This window comes from Pleionea sp. WD8-19, from assembly GCF_055326765.1.
Genome location: NZ_JBUZOU010000007.1, coordinates 66,944 through 93,942 on the forward strand (window position 1 = coordinate 66,944; position 26,999 = coordinate 93,942).

Genomic DNA, 26,999 nt, shown 5'->3' on the forward strand with positions numbered 1-26,999 from the left:
GGCATTTAAAAAAATAATTTTAAATCTAAAAGCTATAAAAATAACTTAGCTCATATCAAAAAGCACTCTCAATAATGCGGCTAGATTTAATTTGATGCTTATTAGCACCACTTTTTCTTAATTGAACTATTCTTATGTCAGTTATCACATTTTTAATGAGTTCGACTTCCGGATTTAGCGAGAAACAACATGCAACTCAGTTCCTTAAAGATTCAACACAAAATCGCCTATTCGATGACATTGGCGTTGTTGTTATCCATGATCATTTCGGGCTGGATGAACAACTCTTTGACGAAAAATATCATTTCTGAACGCCTGGAATCTCGAGAGCTCCCGGCCATTCTGAATAATATAAAAGCCAATATTAAAAGTGAAATTGAGATACCCATTATCATTTCGAAGCAAATGGCCGAAAACCAATTCATTATTGACTGGATCATTCAAGGTGAGTCGAGAGAAGGTGAGTCAATGATCAGCCAATATTTGAGCCGACTCGCAACGGCCAATAACGCGAGTGAAGCGTTTTTAGGGCTCAAAAGTAACGGCCGCTACTTCACTCAACACGGTTACACGAAAACGATGTCGCCAAGTGAGCCTATGGATAATTGGTTCTATGATTTCTTTGAAGGAAGTGAACGCTTTAATACCGGAATTGGCCCGAATAAAAAAACGGGAGAGCTTACCTTATTCATAAATTATCAACTCAAACACAATAATCGCGTTCATGGCGTCGTTGGCATCGGCCGAAGTATCGACAGCATGGTGAAGATGGTGAATAACTACCGCATAGGCGAGTCAGGATTTGTTTATTTGGTCGCGGATACCGGTACCATTAAAGTCCATAAAAATACCGATTTGGTAGAACAACGCAGCATTCACGAAATGGAAGGCATTCGTGCGGTTTCAAAATCGCTTTTAGGTAGAGATTCCCACACCACGAGTTATGTCAATAATAATGATGAAGATATTATCATTGCCTCGAAGAAAATCGATATTGAATCACTCAATTGGTATTTAATTGCCGAAATCCCCAAAGATGAAGTCTTTAGTGCTGCCAACGAGGTGACTCAAAAAACCGTTGCGACTAACTTTGTCCTTGCGATTCTTTTGATCGCCTTTTCAGTGGTGGTCGCTAAAACCATCAGTTCGCCGATAAAACAAGTAACACACACCTTAAACGACATTTCGCAAGGCGGTGGAGACTTAACGCAACGTCTCCCCATTGTGAGTCAAGATGAGGTTGGTGAACTTTCTTCAAGCTTTAATACCTTTGTCGAGAAACTGCAAAGCATCATTGATGAAGTCAAAACGACAGGCCAACAACTGGAAAGCGCTATTGAAAAAGTGACTCAAACCATTAGCAGTACGTCACAAAGAACCAATGAACAACAACGGAAAACCGAACTGGTTGCAACGGCTATTAACGAAATGGGATCCACGGTTTTAGAAATTGCACGAAACGCTAACGATGCCGCTCAATACACCCAAAAAACAAAAGATGAAGCTGAATCGGGAATGACCATTGTTCAGCAGACCATTGCGAACATCCATTCACTTGCCGATGAGATGTCTAATTCGGGTCACGTTGTGCAAGACCTTGCCCAGGAAGTCAATACCATTAGCAGTGTACTTGATGTTATTCGTGGCATTTCAGAGCAAACCAATTTACTCGCTTTAAATGCGGCTATTGAAGCCGCTCGAGCAGGAGAGCAAGGTCGAGGGTTTGCAGTGGTTGCCGATGAAGTTCGAACATTAGCGCAGCGCACACACAATTCCATTGAGGAAATTCGTGTGACCATTGAAAAACTGCAACTCGGCGCAGCCAATGCGGTTGAGTCTATGCAAAACGGAAAACAGGTGACTGACCAAGGTGTACAGCTGGCGGGAGACGCTGGTCAATCCTTGGAAACCATCACTCGAAATATTGACGAAATCAATAATATGAATCATCAAATCGCCGTTGCGACCGAGCAACAAAGTACCGTAACGGAAGACATCAATCAAAACGTTACGGGCATTGCCGATCTTGCGCGTACCAATGCCGAAGACGTCAATCACAGTGAGACAAATTGCCAGCAAATGTTGCAACTGTCACAAGCGCTCATAAAATTAATGGCCCAGTTTAAAGTTCAATAAAATCACAAAGGAACTTTTGCAATGAATCGATTAAAACATTCTTTAATATTGTCATTAATAAGTGTGCTAACGCTTTCAATTTCTGCCAAACAATTTTGGAATGATAACAGTATCAGCTTTCTTACAGGCAACGACTATCGTGTTGGCGATCCTGACCGAAACGTCATAACCTTTGAACACGCAAGTGGTCATAACTGGGGTGATATTTTCTTCTTCTTAGACCGTTTAAATTCAAAAAATGGTGACAATGAATCCTACGCGGAACTATCACCTCGTTTTAAGTTAATGGACTTATCCAACGGCAATAAGGATTCACTCATTCCCTCGCTCTACCTTGCTTATACGTTAGAAGCAGGAGAATCGCCAGGCGGAAGCTTTGATAATCACTTACTGGGTGTGGGCATTGATTTGGCCGTCGATGGATTTGATTACTTAAAACTCAGTGCGTTTTATCGAAATAATGATGAAAGTGATGATAACTTACAACTCACTCCCGTTTGGGGAATCAGTTTTGATGCGTTTGGAGAGCAGTTTGTCTACGATGGATTTATCGATTGGACCAATGCCAACGATCAGGTGCATAGCTCGCTCAATTTTACTTCGCAACTCAAATGGGATTTAGGGCGTAAAGTATTCCAATCTCCTAAAGTATTTTATGTTGGTATTGAATACGTCTATTGGCGCAATAAATTTGGCATAAAAAGCAGCCCTGTGTTTGAAACCAATGAAAAGAACCTTAATGCATTGGTTCAGGTTCATTTTTAAAATACTGCCCGTAAAATTCGACTCACAAGGAACGTGAATATTACCGGTCTTTCTTCTACTTTGTCATAATTCCGTAACAATTGATTCAATATTAATCGATATTTTAAAAAATCGAATGTTTTTTGTTATGTTTTTAACCTTTAACCCGTTTCACTACTTCATTAGTTTTTCTAATCGTTTTCATTAATAATTATCCATTGTTGTCACTACCCATTCTTCTAATAATTCCGCCGCCGACGCTTTTCAACTTTACGCCGAGGCAATATTTTCTCCTGATAAATCTTAGCAATGTCAGGCTTATTCAAAATAATTAATGATAAAAGGAAGGTCGTATAGTGAACACACACAAAGTTAAACTAGGTCACCTATTACTGTGTCTAGGCATCGCGTTTACCTTACCAGCAATCGGTAAAACGCCAATTAAAAACACAATACAGTATTCAAAACCATCCGCAGAAACGGTTCAAATTGATGGTCGAACCTTCTATCGTTTCGACGATATGTTAGTTCCATACCATACAAACTTGCAAAAATTTGACGCGGCAAAAAATAAATGGACCGATGGAAAGGTCTATTATGAATTTAACACTGAAGTTACGCCTGAAAATCGTCAGCGTTTTCTTGAAGCAACGCAGGAATGGTTAAATGTTGCCAATATTGAGTTTATAGAGCGTACCGATCAAGCCAATTACATTCATGTTCAAAATGACAGTAGCAGCTATGCAGTAGTAGGAATGGTGGGTGGTCGTCAAATTCTGGCCATATCTAACTGGGGCTCTAAATTCCTCATCGTACACGAACTGGGGCACAGCCTTGGCATGTGGCATGAGCAACAACGTTCCGATCGTGACAGTTATGTCACCATCAATATCGACAATGTAGAAACGAGTCAACGGCACAACTTTACATTTCGCTCAACAACCAACTACAGCACTTACGACTTTCTATCAACCATGCATTACCCTCTAGCTGCTTTTACCAATAATGGCAGTCGGACAATTGAGCCCAAGCCTGAATATGAAAGTATCGCACAACATGCTGGTCAACGTGAGTTTATTAGTGCAGGCGATCAATTCGACGTTGCTTCACATTACGGAGCGAAGGTCATTCCTATTGAGGATACTCATTTCTTTACGTTCCTTTTATCACAATTTGATGGTAATGGTGATGGCAACCTAGATTCACTCGAAGTATTGCAAGCGGAACAAATTAAAACTCCCGGAAATGGAAGCATTCAGTCCATCGAAGGTATTCAACACTTCAGAAACGTTAAACAGCTTGATGTTTCGAACGAAAACCTCAGTAGTTTGCCTGAATTACCACCTGTAATTGAAACTCTGAATGTCTCTAACAATCAACTCGAGCTGCTAGAAAGTAAGTTAGCATTTCCTAGATTTATGGGATCAATAAACGCTGCGGGAAATCCTCTCGACGCTTACGCATGCAATGATATTTTATTTTTACGAAACAGCCTGGGAAATGACAGTGTCACCATCAATCCCTTAGCAGATGGTTCACAGCTTATTTGCGATGAACAATCACAGTTTGTATTAGTCAGTGGAAAACCAAGGCTCGATTTACGCAGTAAGGGCGAACAAACCTACTTCATTGATGTTCCTTCTGGGCAAGCATTGCTAACGGTAGAAACAACGGAGTTAGAAAGCAATACTGGCGGTAAAATGGATGTTTATGTTTCTTACAATCGCACGCCAAATGCCAGCAGCTACGATTTTCAATCTGCCAATTCAGACAATAACGAATTGGTCACCATAAATAACCCGCAAGCAGGACGTTGGTACATTACTTTATTGCCAAATGAAGGTTCATTCGAAGGTGTTAATTTGGTAGCGACCTACAGCGAAGAACAGTCGCAAAACAATGTTCTAGTGAACAACCAGCCCAAAGCAAACCTACGCGCTGCGCAAGGCGATCATCTGCACTTTATTATGGATATTCCAGAAAATGCAAAAGACCTTCGTTTTTCTATAACGGGTGGTAGTGGTGACGCTGATCTGTATGTGCGCTTTGGAGGCGAACCGACCAGCAGCCAATACGATTGCCGCCCATGGAAAAATGGTAATACCGAAAGTTGTGTTTTCAATCAACCACGAACCGGTCGTTATCATGTCCATCTGATGGGTTACAGCAGCTTTGAAGGCGTAACACTTTCGGCAAACTATACAGAAAGTCTGCCCATTGAGGGCCGTTTCGATCGTCAATCGCTCGCCGATAATGCTGGAAACTGGCAACAGTTTGCAATTGAAGTTCCAGAAGGAGCCAGTACTTTAACGGTTAACATTTCGGGTGGAAGTGGCGATGCGGATCTATACGTCAATCGCAATCTACCAGCATCCAGTTCAAATTACGTATGCCGCCCTTATCGTTATGGGAACCGGGAAACTTGCGTAATCAAAAATCCGCAAGCGGGAACCTGGTACTTGGCGTTGCGCGCTTACAGCGATTATTCCGATGTTACATTGGAAGCGGTTTGGCAGTAAGATATATCATAGTATTTAACCTGGGAGAAGAGGCATGAATCCCAGGTTAAAATCCATTTTTATTTAAATAATCCTTATTTTTTAAAACGTAAAGGTTATTTTTAAAAGATGGGTGGAACACAATACAATCCATCTTTTTATTGATCGTGTTTTAATTTTTCAAAGTCTTCTTTCCAGTATTCCTCTTCATCATCCAAGTCGTCATTATGCTCCCAGTCATACACTTTATGCTCGGGCTTTGGGTCGTTATGACGAAACAAGATCGCACTGATAACACCGCCAATGCCTCCGAACAAATGCGCTTCAAAGGAAATTTTGGGATCCCAAGGCAAGACACCCAACATCATGCTACCGAACATAAAAACAGCCAAAAACATTAACGCGACGGAAACTTTATCGCGCCGAATAATGGCGGCAGTAAATAGAAAATAAAAGACTCCGGAAGTGACGCCGCTAGCACCTAAATGAAAACTGGGCCGACCTAAAGCCCACACACCCAGCCCAGATATCAGCCACACAATCGCAACGGTTTTCCATTTAGAGTTCGGATAGCCATAAATCAACAAGCCACCTAAAAACAATACCGGCAAGCTGTTCGCTGCCAAATGCTCCCAGGAAGAATGCAACAAAGGCGCAAACAACACACCCCAAATGCCGGAAACATCCCCCGGATAGATCGCTAGCGGATGTAGATTTAATGAGAGCAGTTCTTCAGCTGATTTAATCACCCAAAGAAAAACAGTAAAGAAAACAATGCGCTTAAAGTCGCGCTGCCATAGGCTCCACTTATTCATACTCGATTAATTGGGACAATTGCTGAAAATTAAAGCCGCTATTTGCATTTATTTTCACGATAGATTAACTAATTACGAATAAATCAACTTGCCTACTTTAAAACCGGTTCCTTTTGGTTGGGTAGTCTAGTAAAATTACGCATAATAGTGATCAACCTAAAATCCAAATATTTCAGGCATCCGTCTTACTTGCTTCCCTGTCAGCAAAAGATAAATCATCAACGAGAGGTGTGTAGGCGCAGTCGATTTTAAAATGTTAAAACTGTCAGTTTCCGAGAGTAAATCATAACGACACCCTAACAATGGCGTTACGATTGATCTTTGAGTACCTTTCTGGCAGTAATCAAAAAGATTGGCGTAAGCCTCCGTCACCCATCGTTCCAAAGTCATCGGTTCGTGTTCAATATCATAAATCACAGCGACTAAATGATTGTTCCTTATAAACACACTTCCCGGAGCAATACGCGGCTGCTCAATGATTGAGGTATGCAATTGAATAGGATGCTCATCACTTTCTTCTAACCTGTCGGTTTCTGCCATCAATAAGTAACAATCTTGCTCTTCTACTCTTGTTGCATTTTTGGGTAACGACTTCCAATCTGGAATCACCGACACCTTGTTTTTCGAGTTCGGGATACGGTATGCTTTGCTCAGTCCACCGGAGATCGCTGTAAGTCGACGTTTCATTTTACTCCACTCCCGTTACTTTCATTATAGTCATTCACCTACATTTATATTGTCTTTTGAGTTACCCAGCCTAGCCATTCGTACAGTATCTAGGGTATTTACGACTCCTTATACTTTTTGCTGGTTAAAGGAACTTCTGACAAAAGTCCTCAAATATCGTCCAAAGCCAATTTCAGCCCGGAGCTTATAAAGGGAGAGCCCCAATGCCTGTATCCGAATTAGAAAAAAACAGCGAAACCAAAAGCCAGGGTTGCTGCCCGGCTCCCAAAGAAAGCCAAAAGCAATCCAGTTGTTGCACGCCGGCAATTCAAGAAACGACACAAGATTTGCCCAGTGCCGTTGATTTTCCCAATGACCGACGCATACACATCAGCCTGAATGTAAAAGACGTCAAGCGTTCCGTCGACTTTTATCGCAAGTTATTCAACCAAAATCCAACCAATATGAAATCCGACTACGCGAAGTTCGAGCCGGAAACACCACCCATAAACTTCACGATTAACGAGCACGATGAAGAAATTGTCGACAACCACGGACACTTTGGTATCGAAGTGAAATCGGTAGAAGCCGTCGACAAATCTCTAAAACGATTAGCCAGTTTGGGTATTCATGTTGAAGCGACGGAAACTCAAGTGGCTTGTTGCCACTCAGTACAAGATAAAGGCTGGGTAGTTGATCCCGATGGCAACCATTGGGAGTTTTTTGTAGTGACTCAAAACGAAGCCGAAGAAGGCTGTGGCCTAACTTGTATCTGTTACGACCCAGAAACCGATGGTTGTAACTGGAAAAAACGCGCCTAAATCAAAAATTCATCGTGATAAGGAACTGAACATGACTTCATCTGCAACTACGACACCTGAATCTGAATCACCAGAAAAATTTTTCCAAAGCACAGCGACTTTCCCCGGTGAGGAACGTATTCACATCGCTATGAACGTGAGTGATCTGGCAACGTCTGTTAATTTTTACCGTCATTTTTTTAATGTTGACCCCGTTAAAGTGCGTGAAGGTTACGCTAAGTTCGATTTGCAGGATCCACCTTTAAATCTTTCACTGAATGAAAACCCTCTCGATACACACGCACAAGGTCATTTAGGTATTCAGGTAAAAAATACTCGCATCGTCAAAGACATGTATGAAAACCTAAAACGCATGAATTTTAAAATTATCACAGAAGAAGGAACCGAGTGTTGTTATGCCGTGCAAGATAAGCTTTGGGTAGCGGATCCCGATGGCACACGTTGGGAAATTTTTGTGACGACCAATCCGGAGTCGGACGAAGGATGCGGTTCCGACTGTATTTGCCATCAAGAGTTTGAACGCTCATTGATCACCGAGTAGCAATACATACGAATAATAGAAACGGAGAAAATTCAATGAAGCATGCTAAGTTGTTTGTCATTTTTGTTACATCGCTCCTGATTGTGAGTGGCTGCCAATCGGAATCTCAAAAAGTTGAAAAAGTAATGGTTACCGGATCCAGCACAGTAGCACCCGTTATGAGTGAAATAGCGAAAATGTATGAAAAATCACATCCGAACATTCGTATTGAAGTGCAATCTGGCGGCTCCTCAAAAGGTTTAAACGACATTCGACAGGGCATTGCTGATATCGGAATGGTCAGTCGAAAATTGAAAGTATCAGAGTCGGATGTGTACCCAGTAACCATTGCAATTGATGGTATCGCCATGATTGTGAATAAAGCCAATCCGCTGAGCGAGATCACCTCACAACAAGTACTGGATATATACCAAGGAAACATTCAGAACTGGTCACAATTAGGTGGTGAAGATTCAGCAGTCACGGTAGTCAGTAAAGCGGAAGGTCGGTCAACTTTGGAAGTTTTTTCCAAGTATTTTAAGCTTTCCTACCGAGATATTCAGGCACACGTTATCATTGGTGATAACCAACAAGGGATCCAAACCGTCAGCGGAAATCCTAACGCCATTGGCTACGTATCTATCGGTGCGGCAGAATACGAAGCGCTTCACAACAACGCTAATATCAAATTGCTCACACTGGATGGGATTCAAGCATCAACAACAAACTTGGTAAACAATACCTACCCCATTTCACGTGAACTTAATTTAGTGGTGAAAAATACGAACCAGCCAACCATCAATAAACTACTAAAGTATGCTCGTTCACAGCAAGTTCAAAAAATTTACGATGACCATTCTTTCATTGCCGTTCAAGATAAAAATCCACAGTACGCTAAACAAACCGATCTGATCTTAAAGTAATGACCGCTTCATCGTTATCGAAACAGCTGCATCGAAAATGGACCGATCGCCTGTTCTGGCCACTCATTATTGTCGGCTCAGTGATTGGTTCACTGATTATGGTGTTAATTCTTTATTTTCTGGTTAACGAAAGCTGGCAGTTTATTAAAGACGTGGGGGCAATCCACTTCTTTACCGACCAAGGATGGTGGCCGTTAGATGATCAATTCAACCTTTCACCAATGTTAGTGGCCAGCCTGGCCGTTACCCTGGGCGCGCTGGTGCTGGCCACACCATTGGCCATTATCTACTCCATATTTTGCGTGTTCTACAATCAAGGTTGGTTACGCAATTTTTTGGAACGATTTATCGACGTCACCGCAGCCATTCCAACCGTTATTTTTGGCTTCTGGGGATTGATGGTTGTTGTTCCTTTATTAAATAAAATCAGTGACCACGGTGTCAGTTTATTCGCCGGTATGTTGGTATTGGCAATGATGATTTTCCCTACCATTGCCATGCTTACCATTTCTGCACTCAAATCTGTTCCACTGACACAAATTCAGGGCGCTCTGGCTCTCGGCGTTCGACGCAGTACCATGATCAGAAAAATTGCCTTACCGCATGCAAAAACCGGAATAGTCATGTCGCTAATGCTCGGTATCACACGTGGGATTGGCGAAACCATGGTTGTACTTATGCTTTGTGGCAACGTAGTTCAAATTCCAAATTCTGTTTTTGATCCAACACGTACATTAACAGCAAACATTGCGTTGGAAATGCCCTATGCGATGGGCGATCATCGCGCTTCATTGTTCGTCACTGGATTATTGGTGCTACTCGTTGTTTCGATGCTGGTGATTGCCAGTGAAATTTACGCCAATAAAAATCATCTGCAGTCGTCATGAATTCGCTTAATACAACAACCACGGTTAATCGAACGCGATTTAAACTGCCGCAAGACTGGCTTCACACATCGCTGATCTATTTTTTAGCCACGCTGGTTTTTATTGGCCTGGCATTGCCGATTATCGAAATTACGATAAACGGTATTAGCCTTGTCTCACTCGACTTTATCACCGAGCTCCCAGAAAACTCCGGACGCTCCGGAGGCATTGCTTCAATACTCGTATCAACCCTTTTTATTGTTTTAATTGCGCTTGCGTCTTCCTTACCCTTAGCGTTTTGCACGGCGGTCATATTAACTGAGTATTTACCTCAAAATTCGTTATGGTCGTCGGTTATTCGTGGCAGTCTTGATATTTTGGCAGGCGTACCTTCTGTTGTATTCGGATTATTCGGTCTCGCTTTTTTTTGTCATACATTAGGGCTTGGTTATTCAATCATTGCCGGAGGACTAACACTCTCTTGTATGATTTTGCCGACATTATCTCGAGCCATTACCAGCGCTTTACACACGGTAGGTGATCAATATCGTATTTCCGGTGCGGCTCTTTGCTTATCGCGCTTTGCAACACTTTGGTACGTCACACTACCGGTGGTGTTACCCGGTATTGCAGTCAGTGTATTACTCGGTTTAACACGCGCTATTGCCGAAACAGCACTGCTCTTATTTACCAGCGGCTATTCTGACCGCATGCCCGAATCGGTATTCGACTCAGGACGCAGTATTTCCGTACACATTTATGAACTAGCCACAAACGTTCCTGGTGGACAACAAGCCGCGTATGGTTCGGCATTAGTGTTGCTGTTACTGCTGTTAGTGTTAAGCCTTTCATTGCACTTTATAACCCACCGGGTACAAAGGAGAATCATTCGTGGAAACTAAGCACTGTGACGATCTCGAACTGGGTACTGCAGAAATAGAAGCCAGTTTGACAAATCATGAAACTTGCCAAGATAACGTGCAATGTCAAACCAACGCACAGTGGGTTGTGGAAGAAGACTGCAGTGAATGTACACCCTCGCATTACTGTTGCATAGACATAGAAAACATCTGCATCGATTACGGAAGTGAGCGAATTATTGAAGATGTTTCGCTCACGATATTTAAAAATTCCGTGACAGCGATAATCGGTCCTTCAGGATGTGGCAAATCCAGTTTTCTTTGCGGCATCAATAAACTTACCGAACTCATTCCAAACTGCAAAGTATCGGGCGATGTAAAGTTCGAATGGGATCATTCCATTTATTTGCAAAAAGCGTCCCTACTTCGTCGTCATGTGGGTATGCTCTTTCAAAAGCCCAATCCTTTTCCCTTTTCTATTTGGAAAAACTTGGAGTTTCCATTAAAGGAACACGGGGTAACCGACACCTACGAAATTTCGATAAAAATCGAAAAAGCGTTAACGGATGTTGGTCTATGGGATGAAGTTAAAGACCGATTGCAAGATTCTGCACTCGGACTTTCAGGGGGTCAGCAACAACGGTTGTGTCTCGCTCGGGCGCTCATTCTCGAACCAACAGTCTTGCTCATGGATGAACCTTGTAGCGCGCTTGATCCTATGGCCACACGGAAAATCGAGCAACTGACTCGACAGTTAGCAAAATCTATGACGGTGGTATTGGTCACACATAATTTATCTCAAGCTAAACGTGTTGCCGATCATGTTGCTTTGTTTTGGCGTGAAAATGGTACTGGCAAATTAATCGAATACCAACCCGCCTCTCAGTTTTTCGAACAACCCCAGCACCCTCTGACTCAAACCTATCTTGAGTTTGGATAGAAATTTAACGTTTTAATAGTTCAATGACTCTTTGAGGAATCCAACATGCTAAGTCAATGGTTTACCCGCTATGCTGAGAAGGTAATCAAACATCGCTATCTCACCATTTTAGCCGTTCTTTTGTTTACCGGATTTCTGGGTTCCAACTTGATGAACCTACAAATCGATATGGATCAAGACACTTGGATCCCTCAGTCTCACCCCTATGTACAAGCCACCAAAGTGATTGACAATGTATTCGGTGGACGCAACGTGATGATCATCAGTGTGGTTCCTAAGTCAGGAGACATTTATCAGCCAGAAATTCTCGCAAAAATCAGTCGCATTCAAAGCAAGGTTGAAAACCTTCCCGAAGCCATTCGCCACAACGTTCTGAGTATCGCCGCTAAAAAGGTTAAAGACATAAGCGCGGATCCCAACGGCATAAAAGTGCAAAGAGTACTGGATAAAATGCCGACCAATGAAGCCGAGCTTTTGGCCCTTAAACAGCGTGTAGAAAATAACCCAATTTATATCAACTCCTTAGTATCTGAAAATGGTAAAGCAGCCGCGATCATTGCCGATTTCAAAATAGACGTAACCAAACCCAGTTACAACCTGGTTAAGGAAAAAATCGATGCCATCGTTAATGCGGAGTTGGATGAAAGTGTCGATATCTATCAAGCTGGCTTGCCCGTCGACTTTGCTTGGTTCGAAAAACACATGATGCAAATGCCGCTGTTTTTTGGCGCAGCGATGTTGATCATCATGCTGATTCAATATTTATCGTTTCGTAGTTTTCAAGGAATGTTGCTACCCATCATTACGGCCATACTCAGTGTATTCTGGTCGCTCGGATTTATGGGCTGGATTGGTGTGCACATGGATGGCATGAACACCACGACACCAATATTAATAATGGCAGTAGCGGCGGGGCATGCTATCCAAATATTGAAACGTTATTACGAAGAGTTTTACCAACTTAGTAAACAAAACACCTCGGAAAGCCGTAAGCAATTGAGCAATCAAGCCATCATCACTTCCATTGCACGAGTGGGCCCCGTCATGGCTATTGCCAGCTTGATTGCTTCAATCACCTTTTATACGCTAGCCACTTACGATATTTCAGTGGTTAAACACTTTGGAGTGTTTGCAGGCTCTGGAATACTTTCCACACTGATTCTGGAAATGACGTTTATTCCAGCGTTACGCTCACTGTTGCCCGCGCCCAAATCACGCGACCTTAGAAAAGAGCAAAAAGCTCGGAGCCTAGATAAATGGTTAACCGCATTAGCCAATAAACTATCCGGTCAAAAAGCACAGCGGTTATTAATGTTCAGTTTGCTATCAATAGCTTTATTAAGCGCTGGCGTATTTAACATCAATATCGATAACAGTCTGAAAAATTACAGCACACCCGACAGCATCGTACGCGTTCATGATGAAGCCATTAATCAATTGTTCGGAGGTACTAATACCATTTACTTTTTGGTTGAATCTGATCAACAAGAACGCCTTAAGCAACCCGATGCATTAAAAGCCATCGAACGCTTGCAACAACGTTTAGAACAAGAAGAACAAGTAGGCAAAACACAATCTATTGCAGATCTGGTAAAACGCTTAAATCTCGCAATGCACGGAGACCAACCCGATTACCATCGCATTCCCGATGATCCCGCTCTTACTGCTCAATATTTATTTCTCTACACATTATCTGGAAGCCCACAAGATTTCGACAGTTACGTTAACTATGATTACTCCAAAGCGGTCATTTGGACCTTTTTAAAAACCGACAGTACCAACTACGCCAAGAACCTTGGCAATGAAATTCTGACCGAAGCCGCTCAATACTTTCCGAAAGATGTGCAATTACGAATGGGAGGCAGTTTACCTCAAACCATTGCCGGAAACGACGCATTAACGCTGGGTAAAATGGAAAATATTCTGCAAATGGCCTTAGTGGTATTTGTACTCAGCAGTCTGATTTTACGCTCGCTGGTTGGCGGTATTTTCGTTACTTTGCCATTACTCATTGTGGTTTTAGCCAACTTCGGTGTGATGGGCTGGCTTGGTGTACCGCTAGACATGGGAACGATGACAACAGCTGCGATGGCTATTGGTATTGGGGCCGATTATGAGCTTTATTTATTATTTCGTTTTCGAGAAGAGTTGATACGTACTAAAGACCTAAAACTGGCCACACTCAACTCACTGACCACATCCGGAAAAGCAATCATCTTTGTCGCACTTTCCGTTGCCGCTGGCTACGCCTGTTTATTAACGTCTGGATTTGCGTTTTATTCACGACTCGCCATTATGGTTATTTCCACTATGGTTGTCAGCGCTTTCGTCGCATTGGTGTTATTACGAGCGATGATGTCGATTATAAAACCCAAGTTTATTTTTCAATATTTGCCGGAGCAAACTGGGCCAATGCCACTTACGCCAGCAACAGGTGAACAAAATGCCTAATTTATACGCTCGTATCGCTTTCATTTGTTTTGCTTCATTTGTATCTGCAAACGAAGAGCCGCTTTCCGCACATACTATAATGGAAAAAAACTTTTTTTCAGGGAAGGTTGAAAAAATAGAGAAGCAGGTAACGATGACTTTAATCAATGCCAATGAAGAAAAGCGAATACGTAAAATCATTGCTATCAGTGCATTAGAAAACAACGGTATCGACTCTAAAATGCTGGTTCGATTTGTTGAGCCCGGTGATATAAAAGGCACCGGCTTTCTTCAACATGAACACTATGACGGTGATGATGATCTTTGGATTTACTTACCTGCATTACATCGTGCACGAAAGCTTGTTTCCAGTAATAAAAAAGACAGCTTTTTAGGCTCTGACTTTTCTTATGGCGACATGCTGCCGCCGAAAACATCACTTTATCATCACAAGTTGCTTGATGAGGAGATGCTAAATGGAAGGTCGAGCTTTGTTATTGAATCTACCCCAATCAATGATCAGGTAGCTCAAGATTACGGCTATGGTCTAAAGCGATCTTGGATTGATCAGGAAAGTTTTCATGAGCTTAAAGTTGAATATTACGATCTAGAATTACGACTTTTAAAAACACAAACCATTCGTGATTTAAAACGGGTAGATCATAAAAATAATCGATGGAGTGCGCAATACCGGAAAATGCTAAATCATCAAACAGGTCATGCAACGATCGTTCAAGCCGACGCTTTCAGTGTTGGTGTAGAACTTTCTAAGCATTCGTTTACGGTTCGTGCCTTAGAATGGTTTTAAATATTCGTTGAACAATAACACTTTGTTCGACACCAAGGGGCCCAAAGAGGGCCCAAGTACAACCAGAACTTAATGTAAAAAAAAGTAATAATAGGTATATCAAAGCGTTTGAACTAACTTACTAAGACCCCTATGACTTTTAAGTGCTTCAAATTTGAATTTCTGATAATAAACTTGCTGATTTTTGCGAGTACGGATTCGAATGCCTATACACTCGAAACTAATAATAGCCTCAGATTACATTACTTTAGTTCGAATCAAAACTTTGATGATGCAAACAGTATCTTCGGCGCTCAATTTGAATTCGAAGGAAAACTAAACTTTTCGCGTTCACTACGAGCCGGTTTTGAAGGGAGACTGTATCAGCAAGAGCACTCCGATGGAACGAACAAAGAATCACAGCTAAAGCAATTTTACGTGAGTTATCGAGCACAGGACTTTGATGTAAGCATTGGTCGTCAGTTTCAAATTTGGGGAAAGTCAGACACTTTAAACCCAACAGACTTACTTACACCCCGGGACTATACCGTTGATTATCCGTTTTTAGAAGACCAAAGATTCGGATCGGGCAATATTAAAGCCAGCTATTATTTTGATAGTGAATACTCTTTGACTTGGTATCACTTTTGGGAGTTTCAAGGCTCTCGAATGTCCATGCCTGAAAATGAACAATTTACCATGTCAATTCATCAAAATGCCGATGTCGACTTTAACTCGCCACAAATAGCCGCTCGCTTAAGTCGTTACAGCGGTGATATCGACTGGTCTACCTATTGGTTTAAAGGTTATCACCCACTACCAGAAGCCTATGCATTTCAATCGACTTCCCAATCGCTAGATTTTTGGTTACGTCATCCAGAAATCGAAATGCTAGGCGCTGATCTTGCTAGCGTTCATGGTCGATTAGGCACGCGGTTTGAATTTGCCTATATAAAGCCAAACTATCAGGCCAGTGAATTCGGCGTTGACGAACACGCAGTACTCGTTTTGGGTGTCGAACGAACATTCATTGAGTATCTCAATTTTAACTTACAGTTTATTTATCGTCGTTCTTTTTATCAACTAGAAAGCAATCGCCAGCCTGGATCAGACACGAGTGAACAGATGCTCAGAGCACTCAATGGTTTAACTTTTTCCATGCCACGTAAAGCTAATCGGGAACTGTCCTTACGTGTATTTAATCAGTGGTTTAATGAAACATTGAGTGCTGAGCTTTTTTTACATCATCAACTGGATGACCACAGTGACTATATGCAAGGCCTGTTATTTTACGACATTAAAGACAATCTTGAATTAACATTCGGTGTACAGCGCTATTTGGGTTCACCCGGCTCTTATTTTGGGCACTTTAAAAAGAACAATAAACTGTTCCTTGAATTTCGATTTTTAATCTAGCACGTGCATTAATAGAGCTTTAACACAAAACGGAGATGACTATGACACTTACAGATGAAATATTGAACTTTTGGTTTGGAGAGCTCGACAACAGCTCTGAGCTTACTATGCAGCATCCACAAATCATGAAATGGCACAGTAAAGATCCTAAAGTTGATGAAGAAATTACAAAACGCTTCAAAGAGCCTTACAATCAATATGCCACAGCATTTAATGAGACATTAGATAATGCAACGGACACATTGGCATTTATTATTCTATTTGATCAATTCCCACGAAATATGTTTCGCAATTCAGCGCAAATGTATGCTACAGACGAGTTAGCATTATCTCTCTGTTATCGCGCCATAGAAAACAAACAAGATGAAGAACTAACCCTCATTCAGCGCCTGTTCCTTTATATGCCGCTTATGCATTCTGAAAATATTAAAGATCAAGAAAAATCCTTAGAGAAATTCCAACAGTTGATGGAAACTGCACCCGAATTGGCCCCAAAAGGTGCGGAGTTTTTCAAAATGGCATACGGTTATTACGCGGTTCAACATCATAAAATCGTACAACAATTTGGTCGTTACCCGCATCGTAATTCCATTCTTGGTAGAAAATCCAATGACGCAGAGATTGAGTTTTTAAAGCAGGATAACTCTTCGTTTTAATAAAGGTCACTTAAACATTAAGTGTTGGCAGGCTCATTTGAACGGAATACAATTTGATTCAAGTAACGCGAGCCTGCCAAAACCACTTATTATTCCGAATAGTACAAATCAAGATAAGGTCGGAACAAGCGACTGTTTCTAAGTCGATCACTCACGGGAAGCTCCTGAAATTGAGACCACCCATCGCGGTCTGCGTCACTTATACTGCCGTCATTATTGAGATCCAACACATCACCATTTACATTCATTTTCGGTGCTCCGATGAACCCTTCCCAAATATTACGCACATGAATATATCCCGCTTTTGCTAAAGCATTAGCAGCCTGCACACTGCGATAACCAGAACGACAAAGTACATAAATCGGTTGCGTTTTATCGGGAAAGCGAGCTTCTACGTAGTCCGTAAAATCGGATATGGGTAAAACGCCATCGAATTGTGCTCCCATACCAATCTCTTCATCTTCTGAAACACGATAACCAATATAATCCGAAGAATCACCCGGCTGATCGGGAGTACCGGAAATATGAGGAAATGGAATACTGTATGCGCCAGGAGGATGGCCTTGACGAAACTCTTCAATTCGGCGCACATCAATAATGACAGCCCGTCGTGCTGATCGTTTTGCATCGATAAAAGCTTTTGCTGCGCTTACCTCTGAATGGTAAAGTCTTGGTAAGTCGTATCGATTGCCATCACTGGCAAATGCATTTCCAACACCGTAGAGCGCGAATAACAAAGTAAATAACTTATTATTCAATATTGATTTCTTCATAATGGCCTCATTGTTTGATTTAAAGCAATGCGTTCGATTTAGTTCGCTGAATTCTCCGGCTTATCTGCGATAACACAGTTGCCTGTTTTAATCGGTCCTTGTTGCACCTGTTTGCTAAAGTAACGGATGTTGGTAAAACCATTGTCCATTAATAATTGCTCGACTTCTTCTGAACTATAAAGTTGGTAAACGCCGGTTTGCGTAAGTTTTACATTTTGCATTTCTTGTTTATCACCAACAAAAATAGCGATACAACCACCGGGCTTGGTGGAACGGTATAATTGTTGAAGCACCATGCCCGGTTGTTTCCAAAAGTAAATGACATGCACACAAAAGACCTTATCAAAGAAGTTATCGGGATATTGGAGATCATTAGCGTCACCAACATTAAGTTCCACTAATCCTTGATCAATGTATTTTGCGTTACGTTTTCGTGCGGCCTGATACATGGTGACTGAATAGTCCACTCCTGCGATTAAGCCTGTATTAATTTGTTGTGCTAACTTATAAATACCATCTCCTGGACCAAATCCAACCTCCAGTACCCTGTCATCATTTTTAATGTCAAGCAGCGACAGCACCCAATCATTACAATCACTGTTCATTTTTCGCATCGCTTTACCAAATAATTTCCCAAAAAATCCTTGAGGCTTACTGGCTTGTTGTGCAAGAAAATGAGGTATTACTCGTGTAAACCGAGCCATAAATCGCTTTTTAGCAGGTGTCGTAGAATTGGTTTCATAGATAGACATGATTTTGTCTCCGAATATAAAGGTCGTTGCAATTGATTACGGCAGTTCCGCCAAAGCAAGATTTTTATCACTGCGTTCAATAAGTTGCATAATCCCTGCTCGAAACTCCTGACTGGACTGGCTTTGTTTCGCTATCTCAACCATCTGCCGTGTGCGACTGAAAATTTCATCAATGACTTGGTGAAATGCGGTTTTCGCTAATACCGACTGGTACGCCAGTTTGGATGGGTCAAGAAGTCCCCAATGCATTCGCTCACCATCTCCCAACCAGACCGGACATGCCTCTCGTGCTGCACGGTCACACACAGTAATCACTACGTCGGGGGCAAAATGTTCAAAGTCATCGAGTGATTGGCATCTCAAATTTTTTGTCGAAACATTCGCTTCTTGTAAATAGTGTAGCGACAACGGATGAACCTTGTCTGCTGGCGCACAACCGGCACTTCTTGCTAACAAAACACCATCACTTAAATGGTTGGTAATCGCTTCCGATAAAATGCTTCGACACCGATTGTGAGTGCAGATATAAAGAATTTTATACATGTACGGTCCTTTGTTTGGCGTGCTTGTATTGTTATCGGTCGAATTTATCTAACACGTCTCAATAGCAATTATTATCGAACCCGTACAGCAATGCGCCTGTACGCCCGGCCAGCTTGAGCAAAAATGGAATTACGCCTTTAATAAACGCATTGTTGATAACCACGCATCAATAAGCTGTAGTTAATTCGAGACCATACAATTTATTTAAGACCAACTAGGAGGCGTTTGTGGAAACTCTCGCAAAACAATCCCCAAAAACGCATTCATTGGAATTTCCAACTCAGTTACGACCGGTTGTTGAAATAACAGTTAGTAACCTGGAGCGTTCTTGTGAATTTTATCAAGCGGTATTTAATCGATCGGCAAAAGAAAAAAATGCTGATTTTGCACGATTCAATCCTTACAACCCACCCGTAGATTTTGTCATTCGAGAGCATAAAGAAGCGACGTCTCGCGACGGACATTTTGGCATTCAACTTAAATCGAGCCAGGAGATACAGCGCTATCGTCAGCGCGTAGAAGCAGCCGGATTTGATGTTGAGCTCGAAGAAGCCGAAACCGCGTGTTGCTTTTCTGTTGCCAATAAAGCCTGGCTTAATGATCCTGATGGCAATCAATGGGAAATTTTCGTCGTTACCGGAGAAAACACGACTGAAGTTCGCTGCGGAGATTCTTGCGCTTGTGAAGCGGAAGGTTGCGGTTAGTGTATTTGCTATATAAAGAGGAGCTATTGTAATGCAGAGCATATGGGCAAAGGCAAAACAGACAGTAGTCGAAAATGACAGCGTCGTCGACTTTGCCACCAAAACCCGATTTCACATCGCTTTAAATGTAAAAGATGTTAACCAGGTGGTGGACTTTTACAAGTTATTGTTCGATTGCGAACCACACACAACTCGCGAAGGTTATGTGAAGTTTGATCTTCCGGAACCACCTCTCAATATCTCACTGAATCAAGTTGTGCATAACGCGAAAGGAAATGGTCAATTCGGTATTCAATGCCGTGACCAGTCCATTCTTAACCAATTAAAACAACGATTACAAAATGCTTCTATTGCTTTATCAGAAGACAAAGTGGATCAAATATCCGTTCAAGATCCTGAAGGCAATCGTTGGAACATCAGTTACTACACTGTGTGAAAGTTTTAAATCAAACCAACTGAACAAGGGGAAAATCATGAACCTAACTAAGAACGTTACCGGTATGGACCAAACCAAAGACGGTGTTGACGTATTTGTAGAAGGCGAAGAAATTAAAGTCGATAAAATGCAAGCGATGGCGAACAAGTGTGGACCAGAAGGGGAAGGTTGCGAAGACGATTGTTGTGATGCCGATTTTGAAGCACGCTTGAAAGAAGTAAAAGTTGATGGAATAGACGGTAAAGTCACCATGCATGTACTTGGTGCGATCAAAGCCGCTGAGGTGGCTAATAACTTATCGCGCTGTAATTGCTACGAGCCCGACTAAACAGTCACCTACCAGGGGCGTCATTAAATACACTTGGCGCCTAAAGCTATGCCCAACCGTTTGGCAAAAATATTGTTGGAGTAAACATAATGAGTACTGCGGAAAAAGAACAGGCAGTGAAATCGATTTACGGTGATGCGGCAACGCGACCGGCTGGTCTCTGCTGCCCACAATCTTATCGAAGCGATTTAACATCACACATTCCCGAAGAAGCCTTAGAACGAAACTATGGTTGTGGAAGTCCATTACTGAAAGCCGGTGTTCAAGAAGGTGAAACCATCGTTGACTTAGGTTCTGGTGTTGGTATCGACAGTTTTGTTGCTGCTAAGTTGGTGGGAGCAAACGGAAAAGTGATCGGTGTCGATATGACTGACGACATGCTAGACCAGGCTAATTTATTTAAAAAGAAAGTTGCAGACAATATGGGGTTTGACGTCGTCGAATTTCGTAAAGGATATATCGAAGACTTACCTATCGAAGACAACAGTGTTGACTTGGTCATTTCCAACTGTGTACTGAACTTGTCTTCGCAAAAAGAAAAAGTATTAGCAGAAATGTTGCGCGTCTTACGACCTGGTGGTCGCATGATTATTTCCGATATTGTTGTCGACCGTGAAGTTGATCAGGAAGACAAGGACAATGAACAGCTCTGGGCAGAGTGCTATACCGGAGCTATTCCTGTTGCCGACTTGGTGTCGACCTACAAAGAAGCTGGCTTTCAAGCACTCACTCAATTGGATGAATCCGCTTGGAAAGAGCTTAATGGGTACAATTTCGGTTCTTTAACCCTTTGCGCCTACAAACTTCCACCTTCAACGACCTGCAATTATGGGGGTCATGTTGCCGTCTATATGGGACCTTATGAAAGCGTGAGCGATGAAGAAGGTCATACGTTTAAACGATTCGAAGCAACAGAAGTCTGTGATGACACTGCGGCTCGATTACGTTTACAACCTTATAATGACTCCTTCCAAGTCATCGACATTCCAGAGCTCGCTCGAGGTTCCAGTAGCTGTGGAACCGGTAGCTCTTGCGGAACCGGAAGTTCATGCGGTACCAGTACCGCGGAAAGTGGTCAAAGAGAAACGCCCTGCTGTAATCCGGAAGACAAAGCCACTCCTTGTTGTGACAACAATGAACCCAAAGCCGATGGCAGCCCTTGCTGTGATCCGTTAGCGATTGAACAAAGTGGAGACTGTGGCTGCAGCCCTGAACAACTTGCAGTACCAGAGCCAGTAAAAGCAGCAGCGCCAGCCTCAGCTTGTTGCGACAGTGGCTCATCTTGCGGCACAGGTTCTTCTTGCGGCACGCCTTCAACAGCAGCAAAATCAACGACATCTGCTGGCTCCGAAACAAACAGCGAAGAATGCTGTCCTTGTGACACGGAAGCAAAGGCAACCGGTGGAGAATGCTGCGATACAGGTTGCGGAACCTGTGGCTGTTAGTCTTTCAAAAAGCCGTTAACCACTGTTTTATTTAACACTTAATTGCTGCCATTGTTCGTTGCGAATTTAAGTTTAATCGCTTTCTAACATTTAAATTATACGGACTTTGGCAGTAAAAGAAGCATCAACAGGACAGCCTCATGCAAACAACTCTTGCAGATAATCAAGTTGCGCGCAGCGTTCAGGGTTTGGATGTGAACGCCATTCGACAATTGTTTCCCATTCTCGACCGACCTCACATCAATCAACACAAATTTGCCTACTTAGATAATGCGGCATCCAGTCAACTGCCACAAACCGTCATTGATCGATTGCACCAATACCATCAATACGAACACTCCAATGTGCATCGGAGTGTTCACACCCTTGGTGAAGAGGCCACTAGCTATTATGAAGGAGCCCGAAAAAAAATAGCTCACTTTATAAATGCGCGCTCTGAAAAAGAAATTATTTACACACGCGGTACCACAGATTCCATTAACCTGGTAATGCAAAGCTATGGACGCGCAAATCTTACAAAGGGTGATGAAATCATCATTACGGCATTAGAGCACCACTCCAATATCGTACCTTGGCAAATGCTTTGTCAAGAGAAAGGCTGTGTATTACGAGTCGTTCCAATTAATACAAGCGGTGAAATTAACTTAACGCGTTACAAGCAACTGCTTAATGCACGAACCAAAATTGTTTCTATGACACATGTTTCCAATGCCATTGGAACAGTCAATCCTATCAATGAAATGGTTGCGGAAGCGAAGAAAATTGGTGCAGTTACAGTCATTGATGGCGCACAGGGCATTCCTCATTTTAAAGTAGATGTACAAGACATTGGGTGCGATTTTTATGCATTCTCGGGCCATAAGATGTACGGACCTACTGGAATAGGTGCTGTATACGCCAACGCAAAACACCATGACAGTATGGCACCCTATCTTGGTGGTGGAGACATGATATTACGAGTCACCTTTGAAGAAACATTATATAACGACCCTCCCTATAAATTTGAAGCAGGTACACCGCCAATTAGTGCCGCGATAGGATTAGGCGAAGCGATCGACTTTATTGACGATATTGGAATCGAACAAATAAATGAACACGAAAATCAATTGCTTCAATATGCTCACGAAAAAGTTTCTATGATTAATGGCATTTCACTCATTGGAAAAGCGAAACAAAAAGCATCCGTTCTGTCATTCGTTATGGGCGATATTCACGCTCACGATGTAGGAAGTATTTTGAACAGCTTTGGTATTGCTATTCGTGCGGGACACCACTGTGCGCAACCCGTTATGGAATACTTTCAAGTACCTGCTACAGCGAGAGCTTCGTTTGCTTTATACAATACATTAGATGAAATTGATGCTCTGGCAGACGCATTAAAAGAAGTAAAACGTATTTTCATGTAATTAAATCGACAATATACAGGATTAACCTAATGAGAATGAGTAGACGATGGGCGATAGTTTAGTACTTTACCAAAAAGACATTCTTAAACATGGGAAAAACCCGAGCAATTTTGGTCATATGGATAATGCCAACATCGAGCTTAATGGTGACAGTCCTATTTGTGGCGATCATATGACGTTGTACTTACAATTGGATCAAGAAAATATTCATCGTTCAATGTTTTACAGCGAAGCTTGTTGTGCTGTTTGTAAAGCCTCATCGTCGATGTTAACTGAAATCATTCAGAGTATCAGTATTGTTGAAGCAAAAAAAATAAGTCGATACTTTTTAAACATGGTTGGAGATAGCCAGCAGTCCACCGAAGTAACAGACTTGCCTGACTCCTTACAGGTTTTTAAAGAAATACATCAAGCGCCTTCACGCATTGAATGTGCAGCGCTCGCTTGGGTTACATTGGAAAAAGCACTCACTGAATTTACGAATCAAACGAGCACAACTGAAAATTCAATACTTAACATTAAAAGCGAGGTAGCCTCGGTATGAACGAAATCGTTCCAGTAGTGATTATTGGTGCCGGTCCCGTCGGGCTTGCAGCGGCTGCTCACTTGCATCAACAAGGTCAGAAATTTTTGATCTTTGAACAAGGTAAAACAATAGCTTCATCGATAGCGGAATGGTCGCATGTAAAAATGTTTTCGTCCTGGGCATTAAATATTGATCCCGTGGCAGAGAAGTTATTAGAAAGCGAAGGCTGGACGGCGCCTCCCGCCGATTCCTTTCCAACCGGAAAAGAGTTAATTGAAGGTTACTTACGTCCGCTCGCCGACTTACCTTACATTAAAAGTAAATTATTTTTAGGGTATCGTGTTCGATATATTGGTCGAGTTAATCATAATAAAGCCGACCATCGCAAAAACAACAATCCTTTTGAGTTACATATTCTAGATAACCTGAACAATACAATTACCGTTCAAGCAGAAAACATTATTGACGCTTCAGGAACTTGGCAAACGCCCAATCCCGTCGGAGGACTCGGTTACCCCATTGAGGGAGAACTCAATAATCCGGCAATTTTTTATGGAATACCCGATATAAAAGGAGAACACAAAAAAGATTATCTTAACCGAGATGTGGCTGTTGTCGGCAGCGGACACTCCGCTTTAAATGCATTACTGGATCTAGTTAGCCTTAATAATGATAACCATCGTATTGTTTGGATTACACGACGAAACTCAAAGCAGGTGAGTTCCAACGCGTGCAAGCCCAGTATATTACCGGAGCGAAGTGCTCTCGATCAGTCAGTTTCCGGACACTTAACAGACAACCGTATTCAAGCCATTGATGACTTTACGATCACAGAAATCACAGCATTAGACAATGGCAGACAATTAATTCGGGGAATGCGTAACGGCCACAGTTCGAAAATTGAATGCGATAGAATTATCGCGTGTGGAGGTTCGCGCCCAGACTTAGTCATGACTCGCGAACTTCAACTCAATATGGACCAGTTATTTGAGTGTCCAATTGAAGTGAGTAAGCTTATTTTGGAAGCTCAAAACAATGGAGAAATGATTCCTGCACCACACGGTTATCAAGCATTAAAACATCCTGAACCCGGATATTTTATTTTGGGTATGAAAAGTCACGGAAGAGCACCGAACTTTTTTCTAATGTCAGGTTATGAACAGGTACGATCAGTCTGTGCCTATTTGTCCGGTGATTTCGAAGCGGCAACTCGAATTGAATTTGCTTATCCAGAGAATGGTGTATGCGGTGGCGCCTGTGGCGAAGGTCAGTGTTGTGGACCCAGTACCAATAACTCTACTTGCAATGAATCGTCAGTAACAAGTTGTTGTGGTTAACTTGAGATAAAAAACGATCTTATGGTTGCGATATTTAAAATTGATCCGTTAGACTGAATTTCCTAAAAACTATGGCGAACCATGATTATATAAAATTAAAAAAAACAAGCCATTATTGACGCAAAAGGGAAAGGAGGCAAGATGGGTTCAATAGCAAACGCGAAGTCAGAGGTATTAGCAAACGTCAATTTAGATTCTTTCGGTAATTTATCAAAATCTGCATTAATTGATCTAATTCGGTTTATGTTTATTTGCAAAGAGGTTAAAGATCTTGAAACATTAAACCACTCCATTCAACAGCTTACACAGCAGGTATTTCAAAATAATGATATAAAGGTGTTTTATTGTGAGTCTGCGAAGCAGAAAAGAAATTCAAGGAGTCAAATTAAATCCAATAGTCACACACAGGTCAATCACACAAGCACGTCTAAATGTGATCAATCCAGCATTCATCAAGCACTCTCACAACAGTACAGAATAAAGCCAGGATTCTCAGCGAGCCGTTTAAAAGCCAGCAATATAAAAAAAGAGCCTAACGTGAAACACTGTAAATCTCACTGCCAACAATCGTCAGTCACAACTCCATTGGCTTTACCCAATTCACCTCCAACCGATGTATCCATTGAATGCTTTGGTAATAATGAAAAAAAACGCGTCTGTTTGTTAACTGCGGAATGCAATTCAAAAGAGCTGTCGCAGGGTGCAAATGTTTTAAAAAGTCTGGAGCCCTACATTGACGAAGCGATAAGTCGCGTAACTTCACCATGTCGTGGTAATCATTCATCCGCAAATTCATCACCTCAATTGGCTCAATTAACACCTCGCGAAAAGGAAGTATTATCCTGGGTCGCACAAGGAAAAGGGTGTTGGGAGACCGGAGTGATCATAGGAATTTCTGAACGAACCGTAAAGTTTCATTTGCAAAATATCTATCGGAAACTCAATGTCGTAAATCGTGCGCAAGCAATTGCAATAGCTATGGCCGAAAACATTTTCTAATTTAGGATAAAAAAGCAAACATCGGATTTGTCACGCATTAAAACGTACAAATCCTTTCGATAGGTAGTCCATCTGGTCTGCCAGAATGTTACGGTTTGCCAGCGCCAAGTATTCAAATTTGTTGGGTTTAAACGGTACGGCCAGTAATGGCATGTTTGCTTGTTCTGGCGTACGACATCCTTTGTGAGAGTTGCAACTGCGACAAGCACTGACGCAGTTGGTCCAACTGTCATCACCACCAAGTCCTCTGGGAATAACATGATCGCGAGTAAGTAATGCTTTGCCAAAGTGATCACCGCAATAAAGGCATAAGTAGCGATCACGAGCAAATAAAGAGGCGTTTGTAAGATGAGGAACTCGATGAGTATGATTGGTCAGTCGCCCTTCTGTTGCAATGACTGGCGCAATCAAAAGTAGACTTTGAATACCGGAAAAACGATTATAGCCGCCGTGCAATGTAATCACACTCTCGCCAAGCGACCACAGCACCAGCTCTTTAGCGTAGTAACAAGCAGCTTGCTCCACACCGATCCATTCCATCGGAAAACCGGCTTTGTCCAGTCGTAGTATTTGTGAAATCATACGGACTCCTCTGGGCCTGAAAAATCGCAATTCGTCAGGTCTTACTAAAATACTACTTCATTTTTCACGATTTTGCGCGTTTCGTACAAA

27 protein-coding genes are annotated in these 26,999 nt (G+C 42.1%); 21 read left to right on the forward strand and 6 right to left on the reverse strand.

Annotated features, from left to right (window positions below):
- The first annotated feature begins 189 nt into the window (after positions 1 to 189).
- The 3 genes from ACTUJY_RS10260 (at position 190) to ACTUJY_RS10270 (ending at position 5,399) form a co-directional block, all read left to right on the forward strand.
- On the forward strand, positions 190 to 2,136 hold the full coding sequence (locus ACTUJY_RS10260; protein ID WP_463615998.1) for a methyl-accepting chemotaxis protein: 1,947 nt from the start codon (positions 190 to 192) through the stop codon (positions 2,134 to 2,136).
- A 21-nt stretch (positions 2,137 to 2,157) separates the two neighbouring features.
- The gene (locus ACTUJY_RS10265; RefSeq protein WP_463615999.1) at positions 2,158 to 2,901 is read left to right on the forward strand and encodes an outer membrane protein OmpK; all 744 of its coding nucleotides are present in this window, start codon (positions 2,158 to 2,160) and stop codon (positions 2,899 to 2,901) included.
- A gap of 335 nt (positions 2,902 to 3,236) precedes the next feature.
- Positions 3,237 to 5,399: a pre-peptidase C-terminal domain-containing protein gene (locus ACTUJY_RS10270; RefSeq protein ID WP_463616000.1), complete on the forward strand. Its 2,163-nt coding sequence runs from the start codon at positions 3,237 to 3,239 to the stop codon at positions 5,397 to 5,399.
- A 137-nt stretch (positions 5,400 to 5,536) separates the two neighbouring features.
- Here ACTUJY_RS10270 and ACTUJY_RS10275 read toward each other — a convergent pair whose 3' ends face one another.
- Entirely contained in the window at positions 5,537 to 6,193 is a 657-nt protein-coding gene (locus tag ACTUJY_RS10275) for a rhomboid family intramembrane serine protease (protein WP_463616001.1), read from the reverse strand.
- Between the two features lie 156 nt (positions 6,194 to 6,349).
- Positions 6,350 to 6,880 (reverse strand): hypothetical protein, encoded by a 531-nt coding sequence (locus ACTUJY_RS10280; RefSeq protein WP_463616002.1) that lies wholly within the window; start codon positions 6,878 to 6,880, stop codon positions 6,350 to 6,352.
- A 203-nt stretch (positions 6,881 to 7,083) separates the two neighbouring features.
- Here ACTUJY_RS10280 and ACTUJY_RS10285 point away from each other — a divergent pair, with 203 nt between their 5' ends.
- The 10 genes from ACTUJY_RS10285 to ACTUJY_RS10330 all read left to right on the forward strand — a co-directional run bounded on the left by ACTUJY_RS10285 (position 7,084) and on the right by ACTUJY_RS10330 (position 17,078).
- Positions 7,084 to 7,680, forward strand: coding sequence for an ArsI/CadI family heavy metal resistance metalloenzyme (locus ACTUJY_RS10285; protein ID WP_463616003.1), 597 nt, complete (start codon positions 7,084 to 7,086; stop codon positions 7,678 to 7,680).
- A gap of 31 nt (positions 7,681 to 7,711) precedes the next feature.
- Positions 7,712 to 8,221, forward strand: a complete 510-nt coding sequence (locus tag ACTUJY_RS10290; RefSeq protein ID WP_463616004.1) for an ArsI/CadI family heavy metal resistance metalloenzyme — start codon at positions 7,712 to 7,714, stop codon at positions 8,219 to 8,221.
- Positions 8,222 to 8,256: 35 nt separating this feature from the next.
- On the forward strand, positions 8,257 to 9,123 hold the full coding sequence (locus ACTUJY_RS10295; RefSeq protein ID WP_463616005.1) for a phosphate ABC transporter substrate-binding protein: 867 nt from the start codon (positions 8,257 to 8,259) through the stop codon (positions 9,121 to 9,123).
- Entirely contained in the window at positions 9,123 to 10,010 is an 888-nt protein-coding gene (gene pstC / locus ACTUJY_RS10300) for a phosphate ABC transporter permease subunit PstC (protein WP_463616006.1), read from the forward strand. The genes ACTUJY_RS10295 and pstC overlap by 1 nt, the downstream gene beginning before the upstream one ends.
- Positions 10,007 to 10,891 (forward strand): phosphate ABC transporter permease PstA, encoded by an 885-nt coding sequence (pstA, locus tag ACTUJY_RS10305; RefSeq protein ID WP_463616007.1) that lies wholly within the window; start codon positions 10,007 to 10,009, stop codon positions 10,889 to 10,891. The genes pstC and pstA overlap by 4 nt, the downstream gene beginning before the upstream one ends.
- Positions 10,881 to 11,789 carry a phosphate ABC transporter ATP-binding protein gene (locus tag ACTUJY_RS10310; RefSeq protein ID WP_463616008.1) on the forward strand — a complete coding sequence of 303 codons (909 nt, stop codon included), beginning with the start codon at positions 10,881 to 10,883 and terminating at the stop codon, positions 11,787 to 11,789. The genes pstA and ACTUJY_RS10310 overlap by 11 nt, the downstream gene beginning before the upstream one ends.
- A 45-nt stretch (positions 11,790 to 11,834) precedes the next feature.
- Positions 11,835 to 14,240 carry an efflux RND transporter permease subunit gene (locus ACTUJY_RS10315; protein WP_463616009.1) on the forward strand — a complete coding sequence of 802 codons (2,406 nt, stop codon included), beginning with the start codon at positions 11,835 to 11,837 and terminating at the stop codon, positions 14,238 to 14,240.
- The gene (locus ACTUJY_RS10320; RefSeq protein WP_463616010.1) at positions 14,233 to 15,027 is read left to right on the forward strand and encodes an outer membrane lipoprotein-sorting protein; all 795 of its coding nucleotides are present in this window, start codon (positions 14,233 to 14,235) and stop codon (positions 15,025 to 15,027) included. Before ACTUJY_RS10315 ends, ACTUJY_RS10320 begins: the two co-directional genes overlap by 8 nt.
- 417 nt (positions 15,028 to 15,444) lie before the next feature.
- Complete coding sequence (locus ACTUJY_RS10325; RefSeq protein WP_463616011.1) at positions 15,445 to 16,422, forward strand: hypothetical protein; 978 nt, start codon at positions 15,445 to 15,447, stop codon at positions 16,420 to 16,422.
- Positions 16,423 to 16,463: 41 nt separating this feature from the next.
- Complete coding sequence (locus tag ACTUJY_RS10330; protein WP_463616012.1) at positions 16,464 to 17,078, forward strand: DUF924 family protein; 615 nt, start codon at positions 16,464 to 16,466, stop codon at positions 17,076 to 17,078.
- A gap of 89 nt (positions 17,079 to 17,167) precedes the next feature.
- Here the strand turns inward: ACTUJY_RS10330 and ACTUJY_RS10335 are convergent, their stop codons facing one another.
- Genes ACTUJY_RS10335 through ACTUJY_RS10345 form a run of 3 tightly spaced genes read right to left on the reverse strand, consistent with a single transcriptional unit; the run spans position 17,168 to position 19,146 of the window.
- Positions 17,168 to 17,851 (reverse strand): rhodanese-like domain-containing protein, encoded by a 684-nt coding sequence (locus ACTUJY_RS10335; RefSeq protein WP_463616013.1) that lies wholly within the window; start codon positions 17,849 to 17,851, stop codon positions 17,168 to 17,170.
- 38 nt (positions 17,852 to 17,889) lie between these two features.
- Positions 17,890 to 18,603, reverse strand: coding sequence for a class I SAM-dependent methyltransferase (locus tag ACTUJY_RS10340; protein WP_463616014.1), 714 nt, complete (start codon positions 18,601 to 18,603; stop codon positions 17,890 to 17,892).
- A gap of 36 nt (positions 18,604 to 18,639) precedes the next feature.
- Positions 18,640 to 19,146 (reverse strand): arsenate reductase ArsC, encoded by a 507-nt coding sequence (locus tag ACTUJY_RS10345; RefSeq protein WP_463616015.1) that lies wholly within the window; start codon positions 19,144 to 19,146, stop codon positions 18,640 to 18,642.
- A 227-nt stretch (positions 19,147 to 19,373) separates the two neighbouring features.
- On the opposite strand from ACTUJY_RS10345, the gene ACTUJY_RS10350 reads away from it, so the two are divergent.
- From ACTUJY_RS10350 to ACTUJY_RS10385, 8 genes are all read left to right on the forward strand, one after another.
- A complete protein-coding gene (locus ACTUJY_RS10350; RefSeq protein ID WP_463616016.1) occupies positions 19,374 to 19,850 on the forward strand; it encodes a VOC family protein in 477 nt (158 codons plus the stop codon).
- Between the two features lie 31 nt (positions 19,851 to 19,881).
- Positions 19,882 to 20,286 carry a VOC family protein gene (locus ACTUJY_RS10355; protein WP_463616017.1) on the forward strand — a complete coding sequence of 135 codons (405 nt, stop codon included), beginning with the start codon at positions 19,882 to 19,884 and terminating at the stop codon, positions 20,284 to 20,286.
- Positions 20,287 to 20,323: 37 nt separating this feature from the next.
- Positions 20,324 to 20,614 carry a hypothetical protein gene (locus ACTUJY_RS10360; RefSeq protein ID WP_463616018.1) on the forward strand — a complete coding sequence of 97 codons (291 nt, stop codon included), beginning with the start codon at positions 20,324 to 20,326 and terminating at the stop codon, positions 20,612 to 20,614.
- Positions 20,615 to 20,703: 89 nt separating this feature from the next.
- Positions 20,704 to 22,059 carry a methyltransferase domain-containing protein gene (locus tag ACTUJY_RS10365; protein WP_463616019.1) on the forward strand — a complete coding sequence of 452 codons (1,356 nt, stop codon included), beginning with the start codon at positions 20,704 to 20,706 and terminating at the stop codon, positions 22,057 to 22,059.
- A gap of 140 nt (positions 22,060 to 22,199) precedes the next feature.
- A complete protein-coding gene (locus ACTUJY_RS10370) occupies positions 22,200 to 23,465 on the forward strand; it encodes an aminotransferase class V-fold PLP-dependent enzyme (RefSeq protein ID WP_463616020.1) in 1,266 nt (421 codons plus the stop codon).
- A 46-nt stretch (positions 23,466 to 23,511) separates the two neighbouring features.
- Positions 23,512 to 24,009 (forward strand): Fe-S cluster assembly sulfur transfer protein SufU, encoded by a 498-nt coding sequence (sufU, locus tag ACTUJY_RS10375; RefSeq protein WP_463616021.1) that lies wholly within the window; start codon positions 23,512 to 23,514, stop codon positions 24,007 to 24,009.
- On the forward strand, positions 24,006 to 25,328 hold the full coding sequence (locus tag ACTUJY_RS10380; protein ID WP_463616022.1) for an NAD(P)-binding domain-containing protein: 1,323 nt from the start codon (positions 24,006 to 24,008) through the stop codon (positions 25,326 to 25,328). Before sufU ends, ACTUJY_RS10380 begins: the two co-directional genes overlap by 4 nt.
- Positions 25,329 to 25,469: 141 nt before the next feature.
- The gene (locus ACTUJY_RS10385; RefSeq protein ID WP_463616023.1) at positions 25,470 to 26,327 is read left to right on the forward strand and encodes a helix-turn-helix domain-containing protein; all 858 of its coding nucleotides are present in this window, start codon (positions 25,470 to 25,472) and stop codon (positions 26,325 to 26,327) included.
- A gap of 30 nt (positions 26,328 to 26,357) precedes the next feature.
- Here ACTUJY_RS10385 and ACTUJY_RS10390 read toward each other — a convergent pair whose 3' ends face one another.
- Positions 26,358 to 26,909 carry an HNH endonuclease gene (locus ACTUJY_RS10390; RefSeq protein WP_463616024.1) on the reverse strand — a complete coding sequence of 184 codons (552 nt, stop codon included), beginning with the start codon at positions 26,907 to 26,909 and terminating at the stop codon, positions 26,358 to 26,360.
- Between the last annotated feature and the right edge of the window lie 90 nt (positions 26,910 to 26,999).

What these genes read in the sequence shown, in the direction of transcription:
- ACTUJY_RS10260 (WP_463615998.1), top strand. Translation starts at nt 190, where the DNA reads ATGCAACTCAGTTCCTTAAAGATTCAACACAAAATCGCCTATTCGATG.
- ACTUJY_RS10265 (WP_463615999.1), top strand. Translation starts at nt 2,158, where the DNA reads ATGAATCGATTAAAACATTCTTTAATATTGTCATTAATAAGTGTGCTA.
- ACTUJY_RS10275 (WP_463616001.1), bottom strand. Translation starts at nt 6,193, where the DNA reads ATGAATAAGTGGAGCCTATGGCAGCGCGACTTTAAGCGCATTGTTTTC.
- ACTUJY_RS10280 (WP_463616002.1), bottom strand. Translation starts at nt 6,880, where the DNA reads ATGAAACGTCGACTTACAGCGATCTCCGGTGGACTGAGCAAAGCATAC.
- ACTUJY_RS10285 (WP_463616003.1), top strand. Translation starts at nt 7,084, where the DNA reads ATGCCTGTATCCGAATTAGAAAAAAACAGCGAAACCAAAAGCCAGGGT.
- ACTUJY_RS10290 (WP_463616004.1), top strand. Translation starts at nt 7,712, where the DNA reads ATGACTTCATCTGCAACTACGACACCTGAATCTGAATCACCAGAAAAA.
- ACTUJY_RS10295 (WP_463616005.1), top strand. Translation starts at nt 8,257, where the DNA reads ATGAAGCATGCTAAGTTGTTTGTCATTTTTGTTACATCGCTCCTGATT.
- pstC (WP_463616006.1), top strand. Translation starts at nt 9,123, where the DNA reads ATGACCGCTTCATCGTTATCGAAACAGCTGCATCGAAAATGGACCGAT.
- pstA (WP_463616007.1), top strand. Translation starts at nt 10,007, where the DNA reads ATGAATTCGCTTAATACAACAACCACGGTTAATCGAACGCGATTTAAA.
- ACTUJY_RS10315 (WP_463616009.1), top strand. Translation starts at nt 11,835, where the DNA reads ATGCTAAGTCAATGGTTTACCCGCTATGCTGAGAAGGTAATCAAACAT.
- ACTUJY_RS10320 (WP_463616010.1), top strand. Translation starts at nt 14,233, where the DNA reads ATGCCTAATTTATACGCTCGTATCGCTTTCATTTGTTTTGCTTCATTT.
- ACTUJY_RS10330 (WP_463616012.1), top strand. Translation starts at nt 16,464, where the DNA reads ATGACACTTACAGATGAAATATTGAACTTTTGGTTTGGAGAGCTCGAC.
- ACTUJY_RS10335 (WP_463616013.1), bottom strand. Translation starts at nt 17,851, where the DNA reads ATGAAGAAATCAATATTGAATAATAAGTTATTTACTTTGTTATTCGCG.
- ACTUJY_RS10340 (WP_463616014.1), bottom strand. Translation starts at nt 18,603, where the DNA reads ATGTCTATCTATGAAACCAATTCTACGACACCTGCTAAAAAGCGATTT.
- ACTUJY_RS10345 (WP_463616015.1), bottom strand. Translation starts at nt 19,146, where the DNA reads ATGTATAAAATTCTTTATATCTGCACTCACAATCGGTGTCGAAGCATT.
- ACTUJY_RS10355 (WP_463616017.1), top strand. Translation starts at nt 19,882, where the DNA reads ATGCAGAGCATATGGGCAAAGGCAAAACAGACAGTAGTCGAAAATGAC.
- ACTUJY_RS10360 (WP_463616018.1), top strand. Translation starts at nt 20,324, where the DNA reads ATGAACCTAACTAAGAACGTTACCGGTATGGACCAAACCAAAGACGGT.
- ACTUJY_RS10365 (WP_463616019.1), top strand. Translation starts at nt 20,704, where the DNA reads ATGAGTACTGCGGAAAAAGAACAGGCAGTGAAATCGATTTACGGTGAT.
- ACTUJY_RS10370 (WP_463616020.1), top strand. Translation starts at nt 22,200, where the DNA reads ATGCAAACAACTCTTGCAGATAATCAAGTTGCGCGCAGCGTTCAGGGT.
- sufU (WP_463616021.1), top strand. Translation starts at nt 23,512, where the DNA reads ATGGGCGATAGTTTAGTACTTTACCAAAAAGACATTCTTAAACATGGG.
- ACTUJY_RS10380 (WP_463616022.1), top strand. Translation starts at nt 24,006, where the DNA reads ATGAACGAAATCGTTCCAGTAGTGATTATTGGTGCCGGTCCCGTCGGG.
- ACTUJY_RS10385 (WP_463616023.1), top strand. Translation starts at nt 25,470, where the DNA reads ATGGGTTCAATAGCAAACGCGAAGTCAGAGGTATTAGCAAACGTCAAT.
- ACTUJY_RS10390 (WP_463616024.1), bottom strand. Translation starts at nt 26,909, where the DNA reads ATGATTTCACAAATACTACGACTGGACAAAGCCGGTTTTCCGATGGAA.